At 37.2% G+C, this 19,058-nt stretch carries 15 protein-coding genes and 1 pseudogene; 6 read left to right on the forward strand and 10 right to left on the reverse strand.

Translation table 11 applies throughout. The features are described from left to right. Positions 1–59 precede the first annotated feature (59 nt). Positions 60–1,487 carry a pyridoxal phosphate-dependent decarboxylase family protein gene (locus ACXHJ2_RS05225; protein WP_165081836.1) on the reverse strand — a complete coding sequence of 476 codons (1,428 nt, stop codon included), beginning with the start codon at positions 1,485–1,487 and terminating at the stop codon, positions 60–62. Positions 1,488–1,676: 189 nt separating this feature from the next. Between ACXHJ2_RS05225 and ACXHJ2_RS05230 the strand changes: the two genes are divergently transcribed. Next, the gene (locus ACXHJ2_RS05230) at positions 1,677–1,922 is read left to right on the forward strand and encodes a hypothetical protein (RefSeq protein ID WP_238791066.1); all 246 of its coding nucleotides are present in this window, start codon (positions 1,677–1,679) and stop codon (positions 1,920–1,922) included. A gap of 164 nt (positions 1,923–2,086) precedes the next feature. Here the strand turns inward: ACXHJ2_RS05230 and ACXHJ2_RS05235 are convergent, their stop codons facing one another. From ACXHJ2_RS05235 to ACXHJ2_RS05270, 8 genes and pseudogenes are all read right to left on the reverse strand, one after another. Beyond that, positions 2,087–2,446: a putative zinc-binding protein gene (locus tag ACXHJ2_RS05235; RefSeq protein WP_165081838.1), complete on the reverse strand. Its 360-nt coding sequence runs from the start codon at positions 2,444–2,446 to the stop codon at positions 2,087–2,089. Between the two features lie 188 nt (positions 2,447–2,634). Then, positions 2,635–2,967 (reverse strand): Imm8 family immunity protein, encoded by a 333-nt coding sequence (locus ACXHJ2_RS05240; RefSeq protein WP_164964593.1) that lies wholly within the window; start codon positions 2,965–2,967, stop codon positions 2,635–2,637. Between the two features lie 216 nt (positions 2,968–3,183). Beyond that, positions 3,184–3,975 carry a hypothetical protein gene (locus ACXHJ2_RS05245; protein ID WP_165081840.1) on the reverse strand — a complete coding sequence of 264 codons (792 nt, stop codon included), beginning with the start codon at positions 3,973–3,975 and terminating at the stop codon, positions 3,184–3,186. A gap of 92 nt (positions 3,976–4,067) precedes the next feature. Then, complete coding sequence (locus ACXHJ2_RS05250) at positions 4,068–4,448, reverse strand: hypothetical protein (RefSeq protein ID WP_238791052.1); 381 nt, start codon at positions 4,446–4,448, stop codon at positions 4,068–4,070. 851 nt (positions 4,449–5,299) lie between these two features. After that, positions 5,300–5,725: a hypothetical protein gene (locus ACXHJ2_RS05255; RefSeq protein ID WP_058830042.1), complete on the reverse strand. Its 426-nt coding sequence runs from the start codon at positions 5,723–5,725 to the stop codon at positions 5,300–5,302. 124 nt (positions 5,726–5,849) lie between these two features. Continuing rightward, complete coding sequence (locus ACXHJ2_RS05260) at positions 5,850–6,332, reverse strand: antitoxin YezG family protein (protein ID WP_058830041.1); 483 nt, start codon at positions 6,330–6,332, stop codon at positions 5,850–5,852. Next, complete coding sequence (locus tag ACXHJ2_RS05265) at positions 6,325–9,393, reverse strand: DNA/RNA non-specific endonuclease (protein WP_238791053.1); 3,069 nt, start codon at positions 9,391–9,393, stop codon at positions 6,325–6,327. Before ACXHJ2_RS05265 ends, ACXHJ2_RS05260 begins: the two co-directional genes overlap by 8 nt. Before the next feature lie 465 nt (positions 9,394–9,858). Then, positions 9,859–10,071, reverse strand: a pseudogene (locus tag ACXHJ2_RS05270) (phenolic acid decarboxylase); the annotation flags it as partial. Positions 10,072–10,250: 179 nt separating this feature from the next. On the opposite strand from ACXHJ2_RS05270, the gene ACXHJ2_RS05275 reads away from it, so the two are divergent. Further along, complete coding sequence (locus tag ACXHJ2_RS05275; protein WP_165081842.1) at positions 10,251–12,491, forward strand: right-handed parallel beta-helix repeat-containing protein; 2,241 nt, start codon at positions 10,251–10,253, stop codon at positions 12,489–12,491. A 444-nt stretch (positions 12,492–12,935) separates the two neighbouring features. On the opposite strand, the gene ACXHJ2_RS05280 is transcribed toward ACXHJ2_RS05275, so the two are convergent. Next, on the reverse strand, positions 12,936–13,766 hold the full coding sequence (locus tag ACXHJ2_RS05280; protein WP_165081844.1) for a methyltransferase domain-containing protein: 831 nt from the start codon (positions 13,764–13,766) through the stop codon (positions 12,936–12,938). Positions 13,767–14,302: 536 nt separating this feature from the next. On the opposite strand from ACXHJ2_RS05280, the gene ACXHJ2_RS05285 reads away from it, so the two are divergent. The 4 genes from ACXHJ2_RS05285 to ACXHJ2_RS05300 all read left to right on the forward strand — a co-directional run bounded on the left by ACXHJ2_RS05285 (position 14,303) and on the right by ACXHJ2_RS05300 (position 19,004). Then, on the forward strand, positions 14,303–14,851 hold the full coding sequence (locus tag ACXHJ2_RS05285; protein ID WP_457874637.1) for a restriction endonuclease: 549 nt from the start codon (positions 14,303–14,305) through the stop codon (positions 14,849–14,851). Positions 14,852–14,863: 12 nt separating this feature from the next. After that, positions 14,864–16,681 (forward strand): DUF4209 domain-containing protein, encoded by a 1,818-nt coding sequence (locus ACXHJ2_RS05290; RefSeq protein WP_165081846.1) that lies wholly within the window; start codon positions 14,864–14,866, stop codon positions 16,679–16,681. Positions 16,682–17,000: 319 nt separating this feature from the next. Next, entirely contained in the window at positions 17,001–17,948 is a 948-nt protein-coding gene (locus ACXHJ2_RS05295) for a hypothetical protein (protein WP_165081848.1), read from the forward strand. Beyond that, entirely contained in the window at positions 17,949–19,004 is a 1,056-nt protein-coding gene (locus tag ACXHJ2_RS05300) for a hypothetical protein (RefSeq protein ID WP_165081850.1), read from the forward strand. It abuts the gene before it with no gap. The last annotated feature ends 54 nt before the right edge of the window (positions 19,005–19,058 follow it).

Raw genomic sequence — 19,058 nt, forward strand, 5'->3', positions numbered from 1 at the left:
ATGCTGAACATTTTCATCTATTTACAGAAAGTGTAGCACTTCATTTTCACAATTGAACATCACAAAAAAACTTTTTTCTCATTCAATGATCTTGCTATATTCGATAAAAGCTGAATTGTATTCCTTATCTCATCTTCGGTAGTGTCTGGGTGAATTGCACAGATTCTGAGAACCGTTTTTCCATTAAGTTGTGTCGTAAGCACAGAGGCGTATCCGTTCGTCATCATTTCTTGGGAGATCCTTTTATTGAGTGAATCTAATTCTTGGTCGGATAATCCAGGTGGTGCATATCGAAAATTAACAATCGCTAACTGCGCGGGGGATACAATTTCCCAATGATTATGTTTCTTGATTTCATCTTCAGCCCATTCTGCGAGTTGAACTCCATGCTCTATGGCTTCACCGACAGCATCAGTCCCCAAAGCTTGCAGTGTCACCCACAGTTTCAAACTTCGAGCAGGTCGCGTTAATTCGGGGCCCAGATCCCAATAATTAATATATTCTTCATTAGTCTCGGCATCTTTCAAATATTCTGGATGTGTGCTGAAGCAGTTTCTAAGCTGTTGATTTTCTTTGGCTAAAACTACGCTGCAGGAATAGGTTTGCATTAGCCATTTATGTGCATCCCAGGTGATACTATCTGAACGCGATATCCCGTTCAAAAGAGACTTATATTTCGAAGAAGCCAAAATCGACGCACCGTAAGCTCCATCCACGTGTAACCAAATATTATGTTTTTCACATAAGTCAGCAATTTCGTTTAGCGGGTCAATGCTTCCTGTATTGGTTGTGCCTGCCGTGGCAATGATCGCAAAAGGTTTCATGCCAGCCGCCTGATCATCCATTATTTTTTTCTCCAAGGATGAAACATCCATACGAAAATTTTTATCACTTGGAACCTTTCTGATTTGATCACTACGGAATCCGAGGATGCGTAGCCCTTTGGCGACCGATGAATGAGTTTGATCTGAAACATAAGCAGTTCCAATGGCATATTCCTGCTCGGATAACTTTGCATTGCGTGCAGCCGCTAAAGCGGTCAAATTCGACAGCGATCCGCCCGACAGAAATAAGCCTCCAGCCGTATCGGGATATCCTGCTTGGTCACACATCCATCGGATCACTTCTCCCTCTAAAAGGCTTGCGCTCGAACTCAGCATCCAGCTTCCGGCGTGGGTATTATAAGCACTGGTCATGATATCTCCTAACCAAGAGTAAAGAGACATTGGACTAGGAACCAAGGCGAAAAAGCGAGGGTGTTGCATGAAAGTTTGATGAGAATAAACGTTTTTCCTCATTTCATCGACAACTTCTTTTACGGGTCTTCCTTTTTTGGGAAAACCAATTTTCCTTAAATGATTTATTGTTTCCTCATCTGCAGTGTTGATTACTTTTTGAGATCGGATATTATTATTTTCTGCCATATATGAATGTATGAACCGCTCAATAATCTCACCTAATTGCTGATTTGGTTCTTGATTCATCATAAGCATCTCCTTTACTTAATATCAACAAAGTATAATATAACATCTGTTGTCATTTTGTGATATTCACCGATTTCATCATTATGTTTATTTTTAGGCTCTTCGCTATTATGTAAAGTAATTCTCAAAGGCAAAGAGGGCTATATAATCGCCGTTCAGTGCAGCTGCTGGAAACGTGATGTTGGGAATGAGATAGTACTCCAACTCAAGGCTGGTACGCAGGTACATAGTTGCTGTGTTGCTTGGATGGTAACGACGAGTAATTTTTCAAGGCAGCTAAGGAGGCGGGGGAGCTTGAATAGGAGGGGGAACCTTAGTTATCTGAAAAGTATTAAAAAAAGAATGTATAGTCACTTGTATAAAAGAAAAGGGTTCGAAAACGCTTTGCCATATGTTGCAAATGAGCTGCTTAAAAATTTGAAAAATGACTCTAATTAGAGCTCCAAATTTTTTAGGATCTTTATATCCAATGATTAAACTGGGAGTAAAAAAATACTGGTGGCCCTTAAAGATGTGATAGGAGCCACCAGTAAAAACTAATTTATGATATTGTTACATAATAAGAGCCATCTTTCGATACACACCTTAATTTTGACTAAGAATTATTGTCCAATTTGTTCTAAGATTTGTGTGTAAGCATTCCTATAATGATCAGGGTTAGGATCTTCTCCTATGATCTTGGGTACGTCAAAGTCAGACAGCAGGAAATGGTGTTTGGGTTGAACTTCATGCCTTGCTAAGCAACTCCTGCAACAGGACAAGGGACAGCCGTCAATTGCAATGATGTCACGTCCCGATTTTGCTGTTCTGACAAGGGGTTTGACATCACCACCAACACCAGCTATACAGGACATTTCAGCGACTTTTTCTCGATCCATTTGTATAGCGATCATGTTAGCGGTTTGTGCTGCGGAGGAACATCCAGAACAAGAATAGACAAGAGGTAAATCAGTTCTTTTCATCTTTGTACACTTCCTTGTTTTTTCTTTGTGATCGATCACGGTATCTTTGGTTTCAGCTGAAATAAATTTAAAATTGTTTATATTTTAACTTAAATTTACAGTCTAAACCGTGATCGTGATCACGACATTGTTTTTGTGAAATCTGCTATAGGGCTAACTGTGTGTATGTAAATCAACTAGATCTCTAATTATTCATCCATCTCCCAACGAAAATATGTAGATAGGTTTTTGTATGCCTTATTAATATCATCATCTGTGCATTTATTAATGATACGGTTTAATGTTGCTTCAAGTGTATTTTCATTAAAGTCCTTTGCTATAAAATGACCATGCCCGATAATAATATCACCTTGATCTGCCATTCTATCTAACCTTTTAGGACTTATTAGTTCAAATGAAAACATGTCTGATGCTCCATTTATTTCACTGGGTCCGATATCTACATTATAAGTAATATAGAAATCGTCTATATCTTCACCCCAATCCTCATACATCTTTGTTAAAGCCTTTATTATAAGCAATTAATTATTCTCCTATTCTTCAATATCAATATGAACATTACTTATCTGCTTTGATGCCTATTCTTTACCAGCACTGTATTCTTCGAACACTTTCTCTTGTAAGTCAAACACGTTAAGATGTGGAGGGATCTCAAGTCATTGTTTTAGGGGAAAGATAGGAGCGTGTTCTATACAAAACAAAACAACTCTCGCAGTGACTTCTTTGGCGCTATGTTTTTATTTTGGTAGAGTGTAAATAACATCAAATGGGTTCTTATCTTCAAAAAAATCGGTGTAGAGCTTTGCAATTTCGTTTGAATTCAAATCCTTATTATATCGCAATAATCTCCCTAATTTCACCAATACGTCAGCTTCTTTTGAGGTTACTATTTTCTTTTGTACTATATTTTCTGTATTTTTTGGGGTTACCCATGTCCAATCATTCATAGCCGCTTCAGTAAATGGATATCCAAAAGATAACGAACTGACATGAGCGTATTCTGAACACAGAGGATGAACAATTAATAAAAAGGCTGCAATTATTCCTGAACGATATCTTATCCTTTGTGCATTTTGAACCTCTTGAGCAAATGATTCTAGGTAATGAGGGATTTCTCCCCAATTAGAGCGTCCCATTGAAACTAGTATTTCAACGGCAAATTTATTATTTAATTTATTGGCCAATTGTAAGAATATCTGATTGTTTGTAGAGCCAGAGGCGGTAAATGCACCTAAACATCTTGCAGCTTCCTTAACGTTAGTCGCACCTTCTGATATAAGTTTCACATATTCGTCCAGTATCGTATTGTCGCTAACGAATTCTGGAGATTCGACGATTGTTTCGATTAAAAGTGCCTTTGTACTCCGTTCTTTAATCAGAGGAATCATACTAACAAGTTGAGCAAAATAGTCACCCTCTAATTCTTCTAAATTGCAATCATTTTTTAATAAATTTAGAGCAGCTACTATAACACTATCATCTTTATCTAAAGTAGCATTTGTTATTAGATGTATAATTTTTGCAACCACAGATTTCTTCCTCTCAGGATTTGATTTAAAGGCTCATCCTCCTCATTGTTTCAGAATAAGCCATTAGATGATCCTTTTATTTAACATTTGAACTACTCACTCTTAATAGTTCTTCTCCCAGATCCAAAATACTCTTGGAAAAAGTTGAAATCAAACAACTTCCCAAGAGATTTCATGTGTTTAGACTCTCCCTTTTTTAAATTTGCTTGCTCTATGCTACTGCTATTCATGAAATCAAAAGGAACTGTCTCCTCAATATTCAATGTTAATGTTATTTTAGGCTTACTTTCAGTAACAATCATTAATGCTACGTAGCAATCCTCTAGGAAAGATAACTTCCCCCCGCATTTACATACAATATCACTGCTATCAATTGTATAGGGCCAACTGTAAGATTGCTCACGTCCTGCAAGAAGGTTACCTTCAGTTAGTTTGAAATCCGCACCTTTGACCCCCTCAATTCGAACTTTCATTTTTCCAAATACAAAAAGTGAATCATCTTTTACATGAAGTCCCTGATTTTTATTTGATCTTTAAAATTATAAATATCTATCACTGTATTTATGAGTTCAAATTCGTATATTCCTCTAACATCACTTGGAAAATTCAAAAAAATAGTCGGTGTAAATTCTCCATCACCATCTATAATTCCATCAAATTCTTCATTACTTATATCAAGAGTAAGTATCATTTCACTATAACCTCACTTTCTTATAAAGGTGTACTAATCTAGCATTGGTGATTTTATATTTTCACCATCTGTAGTTAAATAGCTGCCATCATTGGGGATCTCTCGTCTTTCACCTTTATCTTCAACCCTCTATCCTCTAATGTTCTCACCAGCTTGTTCATATTACCAAACGGCATTAAGGCCAAGAGTAAAGCAAAAAAATAAGTCAATCATGGTAGTATCTGACCATAATCGACTCGTTCGACTTAATTCAAAAATGTTATTTAGGATACTCTGATTTTACTTTTATCATATAATAAACAGGAAAAAGTTACCTTTTATATCCGCTATCTTTAAAAATATCTTCTTCTAAATAAGGATAATTCAGTAGCTCTAGATTTTTTTTAGTGATATACCTGGTTTGATTTTCATCAAGATTATTATTGATAAATAAACACTGTTCTTAGTGAATTTCCCTCCCTTAGCCGTTTGAGTCTGTGTATGTAAACTCTGATGGGGAGGGATGGAAAGTTATTGTTTTTTTGGATGGAAATCCATACATACTAATAAAACAAGTTGGAATGAGCTTTTGTAAGTTTATCGAGTGCTTGAATCAGTTAGTGTTTGGTTTGTTGGTAAGTATTCGAATTTACTCTAAAAACTCTTTTCTGCTTGAATTTGTTCAAACCATTCCATTGAAATATCGTCTGCAGTTTTAACCGGATGATTAGTGTGTACTAATTCATAATTGTAATTAGCTGTTAATTTGTTTGATTTGACATCATAAATTATTTTCATTTCTGTAGGTATTTCACGTCCATATCTTTTGCATAAATGAAAAGATTTCTCAATATCATTGTTTATTATTTTTATAACTCTACGTTGTCTTTTAACAGATACGTCATATACAAAAACGTCTTTTTCTGCACTGTTTAATACATCATTAAGTTTATGTCTTTCAATAACTTTGTTGTTTATACGATAAAAAAAGTCGCTAGAAATCATTCCCTCTTCATATGAGCAATAAATATAAATTTTATCTGCTCTATCATTAACATATTCCAAGCAAATGGAAACCATATCAGCTTGTAACTCGCTAAAAAAATTTTCAAATAGATTAGTTATATAAATCTCTCCTAATTTAGGATTAGAAGGTCTCCAAACTATCTCAATATTATTTTCTCTAAAAGTAACATAGTTATGCTTATTTATTTTCTCTTTCTACAGTTTCAAGATACTTTTCTAAATGCTTTTTTCCTGAGTTACTTTTAGGCATAATGCCGAGATAATTGTATTTCCAAATCGTTTTTCTTGCATGAGGGTCTGTGTTCGAAAGATTGTCATAATTAAAATCAATTTTGAATTTTCCTGTACTTTCTAATACTAAAGTTAGATTGCTCCAGGCCTCTTGGTCGTTATCTTTAAATTCTCTCCAGAGCACCTGAATTAAATCCACTAATTCATTCCACTTTTCAGAATATTCAATTTCACTTACTGTGAAAATTTCAGGAATGTCATGGCTGTAAACAGCTGTATCACTACCCTCAGGATAAAAGTAAAAATATGCAGTTTGGGCACCGTCTACGATTTCGCCGTACAGGTAGACCTTAGACCATTCCTCGGGAATCGCATCCACTATGACTTCTGCTATTTGTTGATATAATATTCCTAATCGTTCATCATTCATTCAATTTCCCTCCTGGTACATTATCGAATCTACTAAATTCCCAATCTTCTTCACCAATTTTATATTTAATATCAAAACTTTCAGGACGTTGAGAATTCCCCTTGTAATTTGGTGTTATTTTTACCTTCACTTCATCGCCTTGTTTAAGTGCGTCAGCCCAAGAATTTTCGAGTTTCTTCCATTCACCTTTATTTAGATTACCATTCATTGGCACGAGATTATCAAGATTCCCTGAACCCTTAAATATACTTGCAATCAGATGGCCACCTTCGTCATCAGGCAAACGATCTTCTCGACCTGCAATCCTCTGAGCATATCCGTTTCTTTTTCCGTCTCCTAATTTGAGTTCACCTTCCACATTTGAAACACGTCCTTGACCATCGGTTTTATAATTGTATCCTTCCTTACTAGTATACTCAATATCTGGTTTCAAAACCTTTTTGCGACCATTTTTAGTGTAATGATCTCCATAGTTTACTTTGGTAGGATTTTCTGAAATCTTCTCAGTTTTAGGCGGTTTCTCCTTAGGTTTGCTCGGCTTAGGAGGAGCGGAACCATGTTTGCCTTCATCTTTGATCATTTGCCAGAGTTCAGCGGAGCTTTTTCCAGTGTTGGACGCGCCACTGTAGAGCGCCTTACCTCCATGAACCATGAAACCAGCGGATGCTGCTGCTGCCAGTACGCCTACAGGAGTTAATACGCCCGTAGAAGTCGCAATTACAGATATGCCTTCTCCTCCCACCCCAGCGATTACTTCCCCAGCACCTACTAAAGTGCTAACCACGTTTCCTGCAACTTCGCCTACCTTACCTGCTGTCGGGTGCTTAGGATGATAGTCACGTTGCTTATATAAATCCATTGACATATTCACCTTGATGGTTTCATTGGCTCCCTGAGCAGCATCCCATATCAATTCACCTTGAAGCTGTGCCGCTTCCCTTTTTGCTTGAGCAGCCATCATGTCATTTTTAGCACTTTGTTCAAACATCTTTTCCCACCAAGGCTTAGGTTCCACGACTTGTGGTTTAGGCTGCTGTGCCATGCGGCTGTCGTAATTGGCTCTCCAGCGTTTTCTTACTTCTTCCGGAACCTGCTGATACGCATGAACCATGGCATTCGATTCTTTAAGCAGATTCTGTACTAGTTCCAATGTGCCGCCGGAATGCGCTATATGACGTGCGCTCGTAAACACTTTCCCAAGAATCCACTTGTTATAATAGGCTTGTTTAGCTTTCTCATGCTCGTGTATACTAATCAACCCTTGCATGGCCAAACCAGCCAAGTGTTTCAACGGATGAATGCCGTTCCCCTTACTGCCTCCAACGGTAGGGGTTCCTTTGCTCCGAACAGGGATCGCTGCGGTTGCTCTCAGAATTATACCACCCGCAGGTCCACTCAGCGCACCCGCTACAACACCAGCCACTTTTCCCATCACTGGAATGGAGCCTAATAGTTTGGACACCGTACCCATCAAGGCATTCGCCTGTTTAAGCTCTGCTGGACTTGTGACTTTTGCTTTAGGAGTAGAGGCTTGGCTGCTAGATGAATCCTTGGCTGCTGATTGAGCTGCTTCATAGGCTTTTATGCTCATGAGTGGCGGCTCAGGTACAGGAGGGAGGTCAGCCACGAAAACAGGAGCCTTCACTGTACCTTCCTGATAAATCACCGGAGCCTTGGTATCTGTCTCACCATCCAGTACCATACTGCTGGCTCCGCCTTTTAGATACAGCGCCGTTCCAGCTTCCAGTGAAAGTTCCTGTCCAGCATCAAGCTTCACGTGACCACCCTGAATTTGCACATTCCCCGGACTGTCAATCGTAATGCCGTTACCTTCATGCAGTGTAATGGAAAATTCACCGGAGGTGGATAGGGTCAGTTCATGCTCAGACATTTCGACGCCGCTACCTTGCACATGTTGCCATACCTTCACATTCGGCTTTCCATTTGCGTGGCGTTGTTGTCGGAGCGAATCCGTTACATAGGCATCCTGTTCGCGGTGGGTGGACAGATACAATTCCACCTGTTCCCCGATCTCAGGCATATCGTACCAGCCACTATGTTCTTCCGCGACATAACGGGTGGTGATGGGAAACCAGCACGCTTTGGCAGGATCTTGCTTCGGGTCAATGTCCAGTTGAAGCTGTACAAAATCCTGCTGTACCTTGAGCACCGTTCCTGTCAGCGAAATTCCAGTAGCCTGATGGTTTTCATACCGCGCATAGCGGATATCTTGTTCGGCTTGAAGATCATAACGGGTGCGCAGTAAGCCATCTGCTAAGGTTGTCACTGCTCGAACCACGACCAGTTCTTTGCCTTGTCCAATAGGTAACGTGATAAGGTCGCCTAGTGCATAGTATTGCAGGCTTTCGATCATATAGGTGACATACGAGCCAGCACGTTCTCCCGGCTTTTTCACATCCAGCTCATGAAACGTTTTCCGTACTCGATAAAATACATCCCGCTCCACCTTATGCTGTTTGCCTTCTGGCATACCGAAGAAAACCTTGGGCGAGGCTGCGGTTACCTCTGGCACAAGTACGGAGCCGAAGCGAGAAGCGAGGCGTTTTAAAAACGCCCAATCCGTCTCCTCATATTGTAAAACAAACGTGTCCAATTTGGCATGGTTGCTTACCGTATCAATGGCATCTCCGTACTGATATTTTCGAACCAGCGCTGTGACCAGATCGTCATAGGTGCGGTGAATATCTTGATAGGAACGTCTTTTACGTTTGATATCCATCTGGTATGAATGGGAAGCGGCCTCCAGTTCAAACGTATACACGCCTCGCACACAATGTACGAACATACGTGTAACAATCCCATGAAACAGCCTTCTCAGCGATTCTCCATGATCATTCAACTGACGAATCACAATGGGCTCCTGATCCATATTTTGACCAATACAAGCTACTCCCTGTTCTTCGGAGAGCATCCCACTGATATGTAAGTAGGCATGATCGTTAATGGTGCGTGTTATTTGAAGTTGTTCGATGTGTAGTGGCTGAAAGAGACCATAAAAGCGTAGGCTTTCATATCCGATCCCATCTGATAATACGCTCAAGTGAGTTCATGACTCCTTTCCAGATGTGATGGGGATTTTTCTAAGTTGAATTTGCTTCTGATTATAGAAGCCGCAGATGAGTACAACTTGAGTTAAGACCCATATGTATCACTGAGTTTATTTGGCATAGAAACCTTGTTATTCGGATTTAGGAGTTTCAAGTAAGCTTCCATTCAAGGTACAAAGGGCAAGAGGAGATATTTAAATAACAGTCCAGCATATGTATATATCGGTTAAAAGAGAGATTTAGTTTACAGAATGACCCATTGAAAGCGGTATATACAATGTGTATTTATGGGAGAAGGAGATGTTATGCGATGTGTAATATGAGTTAATATGGAAACCTACCAACCTGGTCATACCCCTGTCAAGTAGACAGGGTATGACCAGGTTGGTAGGTGTTTTAATTTGTCTTACGTTATGGGACACAGGCTCAGGCTTTTTAGTTCAATTCGTCTTGATTGACTATGCTTGCAACTTACCCGCACGAATATCATCTGTCATGCCCGCGTAAGGTGCCTGGGCAATCAACTTCTCGTTGTTCACACCTGCATTTTCAATGAAATTAATATATGCGAATTCAGGAACTACATGCTTCGGATAAGTCTCATACTTTTCACGCGATTCTTCCATCAGAGGGATGAAATTATTTTGATAGCGTACTTTAATCTCTGGATGGGTTCAGTATCGGAGAAGCTTCGCCGAAAGAATCATAAACTTTAAGTCGGTATAAGTCGATTAAATAATTAAGGGCTTATATATACACAAATTTCTATATTAGAGCATACCTAGCAGTGAACTTAGGCCCAAGCGTAGAAGCCGTATCTAAAAATAGAATTCATTCCAGGAGGTAAGCTATGAATAAGAGAACAGGCTTTAGATTTTTAGTTGTAATTATGATGATTTATGTATTTACTTTTAATCTGGGTGTGGAAACTGTAAAGGCAAATTCCGTATATTATGTTTCTACAACGGGGAATGACATCACTGGAACCGGTACACTATCAAATCCATGGAAAACCATACAAAAGGCAGCAGATATCATGACAGCCGGAGATACCTGCATCATACGAGGTGGTACATACCAGGAAACAGTAACACTTCATACTTCCGGAACTTCTGCAAATCCCATAAACTTTGAGGCTTATACAGGAGAGAACGTAACGGTATCCGGTGCCGATCCGGTTACTGGCTGGAAAAATTACTCCGGATCCATCTATTATGCGGAAATGAAGGGTTCCCTTGGAACAAAAAATCAGATATTTGTTAATAAGCAAATGCAATTTGAAGCTAGATGGCCCAATTCATCAACACTTGATCCCTTAAATTCAACATATGCAACAGTTGATTCCGGTTCCACTACAACCATCAAGGATGGAAACTTAACTCAGGCACCTGGATACTGGGTTGGCAAAACGGTTTGGAGTGTTCCGGGAACAGGCTACAAATCTTATAAAAGTACCATTACCAGCTCAAGTGACGGCTCCATTACCTTTGATCAAATAGATACTGCAGCGACAGGCGGTAACAGCTATTATATTACTGGTAATCTTGAAGATCTTGACAGTGCGGGAGAATGGTATTTTGACAGCATTACTGGCAGACTTTATTTATGGGCACCTGGTGGAGTTGATCCGAATACTTTGACAGTAGAAGCAAAGAAGCGGACTTATGCATTTGATTTAAGTTCCCGCTCTTACATAAATATTACCGGAATTAATATCTTTGCCTCCAGCATTAAAATGTCTAATTCTAATTACTGTAAAGTTTCTAATATGATTGCGGAATATGTCAGTCATGATTCGGATGTTACCAGACAATACAGTACAGGGATATTTATGTCCGGTACCAATAATGAGCTTAGAGACAGTACTTTGACCTACAGTTCCGGTAATCTGGTGAGTATAGAGGGAACAGGAAATAAGGTAATTAATAATCTTATTCATGAAGCAAATTATTCGGCAGCGGATATTCCGGCAATCTATCTATTGGGGGCAAACCATCTAATCAGTCATAATACGGTATATAACGCTGGACGTCATCTGATATTTATGCCTACCCAAAACAGCCAGATACAATATAATAATCTGTACAATGCAGGAAAGCTGACAAAAGACTGCGGAATACTCTATGAATTTGCCTGGGATGGGCAAGGGACGGTAATTCATCATAATTACATCCATGATAATCTGGCAAAGAATTATTCCGGCACTGGTATCTATCTGGATAACGGTAGCAAGGGCTATATTGTGCATCATAATGTTGTATGGGGAAACTATACAGGGATAAGATTGAATACACCCAGTAATTTTAACCTGATTTATAACAATACCACCTACAGTAACGGAAATGTAGGATATTGGGGAAGTAATTTTCAGTCAGATATGTACGGCGACAGAATTTTCAACAATATCTTTACTACTACCTTTACACTGCCTGGTACTCATATAGAGGGAAATAATATTACCTCAGAAACCAATCCGTTATTTGTGAATCCCACAGCATATGATTTCAGGTTGCAGTCTACTTCTCCAGCTATTAATGCAGGGGCTGTAATATCTGGAATCACGAATGATTATGTTGGTGCGGCACCGGATATTGGAGCATATGAGTTCGGTGGAACTGACTGGACTGCCGGGCATGATTTTTCTTCACCTCCGGACCCGGTTTTTGAGAGTGTCAGCCTACTTTATGTTAATAACGTAAGGCAATCTGATTTCGAGAAAGGGATAATCTCACCATGGGCAGCAACATATTCAGATACTGCTGCAAGTGTATCGGTACCAAGAAGCGGCTCTAAGGGTGTTAGATTGGGACCCGGAGAAGATGGTATCGAGCAGGTACTTACGGGGCTAAGTCCTAATACCAGCTATATGTGTACCGCCTGGGTTAAGGCAGACATAGGAGAGCGGATTCAGATTGGCGTTAATGGTTTTGAAGGAACGGATGCATCCGCAACATCTGACAGTACATCCTGGACGATGGTAAACATTCCTTTTACAACCGGAGCAGGCGCCACCAGGGCAACAGTGTATGCTTACAAGAATCCTGGTACAGCATATGTTTATGTGGATGATTTTGGGGTAGTTGAGCAATAAATTATTTTACTGGTTTTATGTTTGACAGGATTGTCAGAAAGTCAGAAAAACCAAGACTGCCTTGGGGCAGATGGATTAGGAGGGACACTTTCAGTCAAAATAAAAAAAGAAAGACATAAAGACTCCGATCTAAAAACGATAGATTTTCCGCCAAGGGGCGACCAGGCCTTAGGGTCATCATTTTTGTACACTCAAGGCACGTTGAGTGCGTGGTCGTAATATGTCGAGATGAGAAGCATTAATATACGAGGGTCAAGAGCAATTTGAATATGTTCCTGCATTCAAAAAATTGTTTTAGGGTTGAGTGCGGGAATATATTTTATTTACATAAATTGGTTACGCGGAATCCATGTGCTGTTAGTACGGAAGATTATTAGCGATATACTTGCTTAAAAGTAAAGAGGGGAGAATCCCTCTTTTTGTTGATTTAAAATAGTAGCATCTTTAGCCTAATGAGGTTATCTTTTGTACAATAATTTTAGTCATGGCATGTTTGTGAGGAATGCCTGACGAGTTACAGTCGAAAATAACTTCCGAACTATCTTCAATGAACCAGTCGTGATAATGTGTAAGCAGTTCACCAGAGTACCACTTATATGCATTAGGTTCTTTTTCAGGTGGTGGAGCAATAAACGGCTTGTTTACAAACACATTAAAGATATGCAAGCCGTTTGGATTTGTATACTGCTTATAATTTTCAAATATTTCTTTGCGGAATTCCGGTTTTATGTAGTGTAGGACACCACTTGAAAAGATTACGTCAAAATGTGTATCCAAACGATAATCTAAAATATCTGCCTTGAATACATTAACATGAACACCGATTTTTTCAGCAAGTTTCTTAGTTTTCTCTATACCTGCGTCCGAAACATCAAATGCAGTGACATCATATCCATTTCTAGCAAAAAATACGGCGTCTTTTCCCTCACCACATCCAATATCCAATAATTTTATGTGTTTATTGGGGGGCATAAACTGCAAAACCTGATAACACACTTTATTAGGTGCAGTACCCCAGTAATATTCTTGCGTTTTATATTCTTCCTCGTAAATGGTAATCGTTTTATCCTGTGATACATACCCAAGAAGCTTGTCTATGCTTACTTCTAAAGTTCTTGATAACTGAGGTAGTAACGATATATCAGGCATTGTATAAGCATTTTCCCACTTGGAAACGGCTTGAAATGAAAGTCCAAGTATTTTTGCGAGTTCTTCTTGTGTAAGTCCTCTTTCTTTGCGGTATATGCTTATGTTTCTTGCTAATTTTTCCTTCATAAATTCTCACACTCCTTTATGTAATCCAATTCTATTTGAGTTTGTTGGTACGAACAATAACCTCATATTTGATTTTTTATAATTTTCAACCACCAGTTGAGCAAAAAGATTTTTGACCAATCCTATAATGTATTACTGATATGTTATCAACGACTCCTTGTTTTTTACAGAACACAAATAATCTCAGTCTTCTCTTAAATTAGAAGATGAAATGAATTAGGTCCTTGGTATTATTCAAGGGCTTTTTTTGTTCCATATATCCCCATGAATATGCTATAGTGTAAGAAATAAAGAAGATTTATGCAGAATTTAGTAGGGATTTGGCTTTTTTTATTTCCTTGGTCGTGGGTATATAGTCCTTTGATATAAATTGAGATATTCCAATGAGGTGAAAGTAAGTGGCAAGAACTTATTATGCAGAAGGCAGGCAAGCTGCTTATGTATTGAGAGGGTTATTTATTATAGTCGGTCTTACTATTTAATTTAAAATACCTGGTCTACATTGGGGGTACCTTTTTGGCATCTTACTTGGCTCTGTGATTCTTGGAGAAATATTTGGATCGATGTGGACACGAAAGCAACGACAGAAAAAGAAAAGTAAGGTCGCTGGTACGAAAAAAACTGGTAGGAGTAGAACTGCTAGCACGAACAATGGGGTAAGCAAGGCAAAAGGGAAAATAACGAGTAAAAAACTAACTGATGCACAGATTCTCCAAGCTAATGTAGATACACTATCAGGAACAGATTTTGAACGATTAATGGAGCTTTATTATACAGATCAAGGTTATTCAGTACAGCGAGTTGGTGGGTCAGGTGATCATGAAGTTGATTTGATCCTCAAAGGTAAAGAGGGCTATAAAATAGCTGTTCAATGTAAACGCTGGAAGCGTGATGTCGGGAATGATATAGTACTCCGGCTCAAGGCTGGTAAACAGGTACATGGTTGCTATGATGCTTGGATTGTGACGACGAGTAATTTTACAAAGGCTGCTAAAGAGGCGGTGGATAGGTTGAACATTAAGCTGATTAATGGGGTGGCGCTTGCTGATAGGCTAAAAAGGTGGAAAAAGAATCGTGTAATATAGGAGGGCGAACCTTTGTTATCCGAAAATATCAATAAACAAGATATTGATGGTGTCTTTTGGGAGAATGTTATTTCTGTTGTTGACAGTAAAGAATGCACCTCATATTATCCTTTATTTTATCAAAAAGCGCGTGAAGCCAAAGAAGCAAAAAATAAATTGGAATATCAGGTATATGAATTGTTAGGGATGATTACCTCATTCCATTTAGATACTGATTCTAACAACATGTCTAGTGCACCGTTTAGTTCTTCCGTAATTTTAAATGAGTCTAGGAGCGCAAATCTAGAAGATCTTAGTGAGTTTGATCTGAATCTACTTGATTTAATTGTTGAAAATATAATTAATGCTGAGATGAGAGCAAGAGTAGCGGATATATTATGGGTTATGAAACGAGATTTTAAGATCGCTGCTTTAGCCGTAAATTCGTACCTCGAATCTTTTTGGAATTTAATTGATCCAGAAGACTGGACGGGTTGCTGCACTAGAATAGAAAGAGCCTTGCAGATAGCTGTTTTATTGGGACGAAAGAATACCCCTTATCAGTCAAGTATTGATACAGTTGAAAAAGCACTAGACAAACTAAATGGTAACGATCCCTTCTATTTATCCGAAACGTTAATGGAATTACTCATACAATATCGTGAAGGTGATCCGCTAAAATATTCTAATTTGTCAGAATCAATGGCGTTACAATCGGAAAATGATAATAATATGGCGAAAGCAAGAGCATACTGGGGAATTTGTGCTCGATGGCACCATATAAGAAAAGATAAAGATAATGAAAGAAAAAAATTGATTTGTTTAGCAGAAACGTTTGTTAAGGAATCAGAAAATGAGATCTCCCGAGAAAAACCTATTTATACGAAGGCTTCAAATCATTTAATAAGTGCAATTGAAGCGTTGAGAAGAGCTGGAAATACGAAAAGTAGAATTGACGAAATCCATAAAGTGTTAATCAGGTATCAAAAAAAATCAGTTTCGGAATTGATAGAGGTATCGAGCGGTAAAATTGATATAAGTCATTATGTAGAAGAAGCAGAGAAAATAGTAAGTAATAAAAATTTAATTGATGCATTGTTTGCCTTGGGTACGATTGGGAAGCCACAAGATAAATCAATTTTAAGAACACAAGTTGAAAAATCATCTAAGAAATTTATGTTTCAACATCTTTTCACTTCTGTTGCAGTAAATGAAATGGGTAAAGTGATGGAACGTCAACCATCGATGACGTCAAGTAACCCAGAAGAAGTTGAAGCAGCGATAAGAGTTGAGATGTATAAGAAAGGTCAATATTTCCGCTTTCTTCATACACAAGGCTTAGTTGAACCTGCAAGAAAGAAAATTTCATTGGATCATTATGTTAAAATTCAAGATTTTTATCCAATTGTGTATAACAACCCGTTTGTACCAATAGGTCGGGAATTGATTTTTGCTCAAGGACTTCAGCAAGGTATAAATGGTGAATTTCTGATTAGTTCTCATCTTTTAATCCCTCAACTTGAGAATTCGATAAGGCATATCCTCTATGAATCAGGATATTTAGTGTCTGGAATAGATGCTCAGGGGATACAAGATGAACGTAATTTAAATTCCTTATTATATCTACCAGAGCTAGAAGATCTTTTGACAGCGGATATAACCTTTGACTTGCAGGGACTTTTAGTTGAGAGATTCGGCAGCAATTTAAGGAATAGGATGGCTCATGGACTTCTAGATTATGATCAGTTCTACTCATTTGAATTAGAATACCTGTGGTGGATTACATTGCATCTTTGTTGCCTTTATAAGTCTATCTATATAAGAAATATTAAAAATAACGTCCTAGAATAAATGAAATACAAAAAAACATATTTGTCGTATAAAGAATTATCTTTATACATCGGTTTAATTTGAGTCTGTTTTTTTATATTCATGCTCTTGATGTTTCAAAGGTGATAGGCTTGGAAAGTTGTGTTTTGCAAAAAAAGAGATTGAGTTATTGATATACTCCAACCGAGAAAATGTTTGCAGGAATTTAAAGGTGAATCATCATGCTAATAAAGCTAACCTGTAGCACTGTATATTTGTATGGCAAGAACCGTGTGACAGAGATTCATAAGTGTTTAACTTAATTAAAAATTATTCTTATACTTAGGGGATACTCATGATAATGTTCCGTTTACATCCACCGTTTTTAAATATACCTGAAGAAAATAATTTCTCTGATATGTGGGAAAATATTTGTTTGAAATTGCTAAAGCTTGAGAAGGGGACAAATAATATTCTTAGAAGATCACCTCCGGAGTCTGGAGTAGACCTTTATTATGAGGAGGAAAAAATAGCTTATCAATGCAAATGTGTTATTCAAGATAGCGGAAAGTTTAATATAAAAAAAGCCAAAGATTCTCTAGAAGCTGCTCTAAAAATAAAAGATGAATTACTTTGGGAAAAGTATGTCATTTGTACGAATATTAATTTAACTGGATCACAAATAAATCAATTGAAAAATATCTATTCTGGTGTTGAAATAAGAGACAAAGATTACTGGATTGGCTTATGTGAGAAATACTATTCCTTGATAAAACACCATTTTAATACCGTGTTAAGAATTCCTGAAACGAGTATTGTTAATCATTTCAACACACAAATTAACTTACCTAAACATAAAAAAAATTATCTTCAAAGTTTGCTTCTAAAAGGTAATAATATTAATGTACTTTTTTATACTAAAAAACATGACACTCTATATGAATTAACTGTGTCTTTACATTATACAGTGAGGGATTTGATTATCCTCTTAAGAGCTAGAATGAATCTTACTAAACATTATTCAGAACAAATTGTTGATGATTCTGAAATTACAGAGGTTCTGAAAATTGATAATGTTGATTATTTTTTAGGTAGTGGATCAGAAGATCAAACTTTAAAGCAATTAAATATTCAAAATGGCGCTATTATATGTTATGAAATTTTGGTTTATTTGAACGAATTTGGTATAACTATTCCTTATTTATTGCTAAACAATAAATATTGTAGGAAAGAAAATTTTGAGACTAACATAGTACAAAAAGTTTTTAGTGAGTTTGATCGTAGTATTTCGGGAGGAAGAGATGATTAAATGGGAAGTAAAATTAAAAAATTATTCTTATTTGGACAAGTCTCCAAATACTCTCTAGAAGACTTTGAAAGGAAAGAAATGATAGCATTTGATTACTACAAATCTTATACAAATTATATTAATGAACATTATCCATTCCCTAATGGTTTAGTATTTGAATATGTAGAGAAATTTTCAATTAACGGATCTGCATCGTATGAAAAAAATAAATCAGTGATTAGCTTAAATGTTGGAACAATACTTAGAATTTATACATTGTTTTATAATATACTATCGAATTTTTCTATTATTGAATCTTTAGATCATTTATCTAAAGACCACATTAATATACAGAACATTTATACTTATAATGATGAATCTATACCGTATTCTTACAATTATAGTTATCCATTAAACAGAGAAAGGATAATTATAGCGGAATACATGGCAATGTTTGCAATCAAATTCATTATTAATCATGAAGCAGGTCATCACATAAATGGTCATCTGGGATATATCCATTCTATTACTTCATTAAAGATGATAGATCCGATAAGGGAAGATTACTCGAATATCATACCTACTTTAGACCTTCAAACAATTGAAATGGATGCGGACGCTTTTGCCATTGCCCAACTTGTAAGAACTTTACTACTAACAACGCAAGACAAATTTATTTCAAACTATATTGACGATTTCGCCACCTTTATTAGAATGTTCGTTTCCTCTATTCATCTTTTGTTCCTACTTATGGATCAAGGTACTCCTAAAAGTATATTTAATACTCATACTTCTAACTATCTTCCGACATTAATAAGAAGTATATTAGCTGTAGATTGTATGGAAGAAAATTTAAGAATTGTGTTTCCAAATATGATAAATCACGATTATTTACAAGAAATCTCAACCGATTCCTTATTGAAAGCTAATGAATACTTTATCAAAATAAATGGAAATAAAAATTTCGATTCTTTAGAAGATTATGATATCGCTTATTATAATAGAGTAATTAAAAAAAATTGGAAGCAACTTAGACCAAAGCTACAAAAATATGCTACTGTAGATTTGGCTAAATAGTGTTATGGGTTGCTGATACTTGTATTCGATTCAAGGCTTCACTTTTTCACGATT

This window comes from Paenibacillus sp. ALE3, assembly GCF_054113405.1.

Coding starts and splice junctions, on each gene's coding strand:
- ACXHJ2_RS05280 (WP_165081844.1), bottom strand. CDS start 13,766: ATGAAGGAAAAATTAGCAAGAAACATAAGCATATACCGCAAAGAAAGA.
- ACXHJ2_RS05235 (WP_165081838.1), bottom strand. CDS start 2,446: ATGAAAAGAACTGATTTACCTCTTGTCTATTCTTGTTCTGGATGTTCC.
- ACXHJ2_RS05250 (WP_238791052.1), bottom strand. CDS start 4,448: ATGAAAGTTCGAATTGAGGGGGTCAAAGGTGCGGATTTCAAACTAACT.
- ACXHJ2_RS05260 (WP_058830041.1), bottom strand. CDS start 6,332: ATGAATGATGAACGATTAGGAATATTATATCAACAAATAGCAGAAGTC.
- ACXHJ2_RS05300 (WP_165081850.1), top strand. CDS start 17,949: ATGGGAAGTAAAATTAAAAAATTATTCTTATTTGGACAAGTCTCCAAA.
- ACXHJ2_RS05225 (WP_165081836.1), bottom strand. CDS start 1,487: ATGATGAATCAAGAACCAAATCAGCAATTAGGTGAGATTATTGAGCGG.
- ACXHJ2_RS05295 (WP_165081848.1), top strand. CDS start 17,001: ATGTTCCGTTTACATCCACCGTTTTTAAATATACCTGAAGAAAATAAT.
- ACXHJ2_RS05255 (WP_058830042.1), bottom strand. CDS start 5,725: ATGGTTTCCATTTGCTTGGAATATGTTAATGATAGAGCAGATAAAATT.
- ACXHJ2_RS05275 (WP_165081842.1), top strand. CDS start 10,251: ATGAATAAGAGAACAGGCTTTAGATTTTTAGTTGTAATTATGATGATT.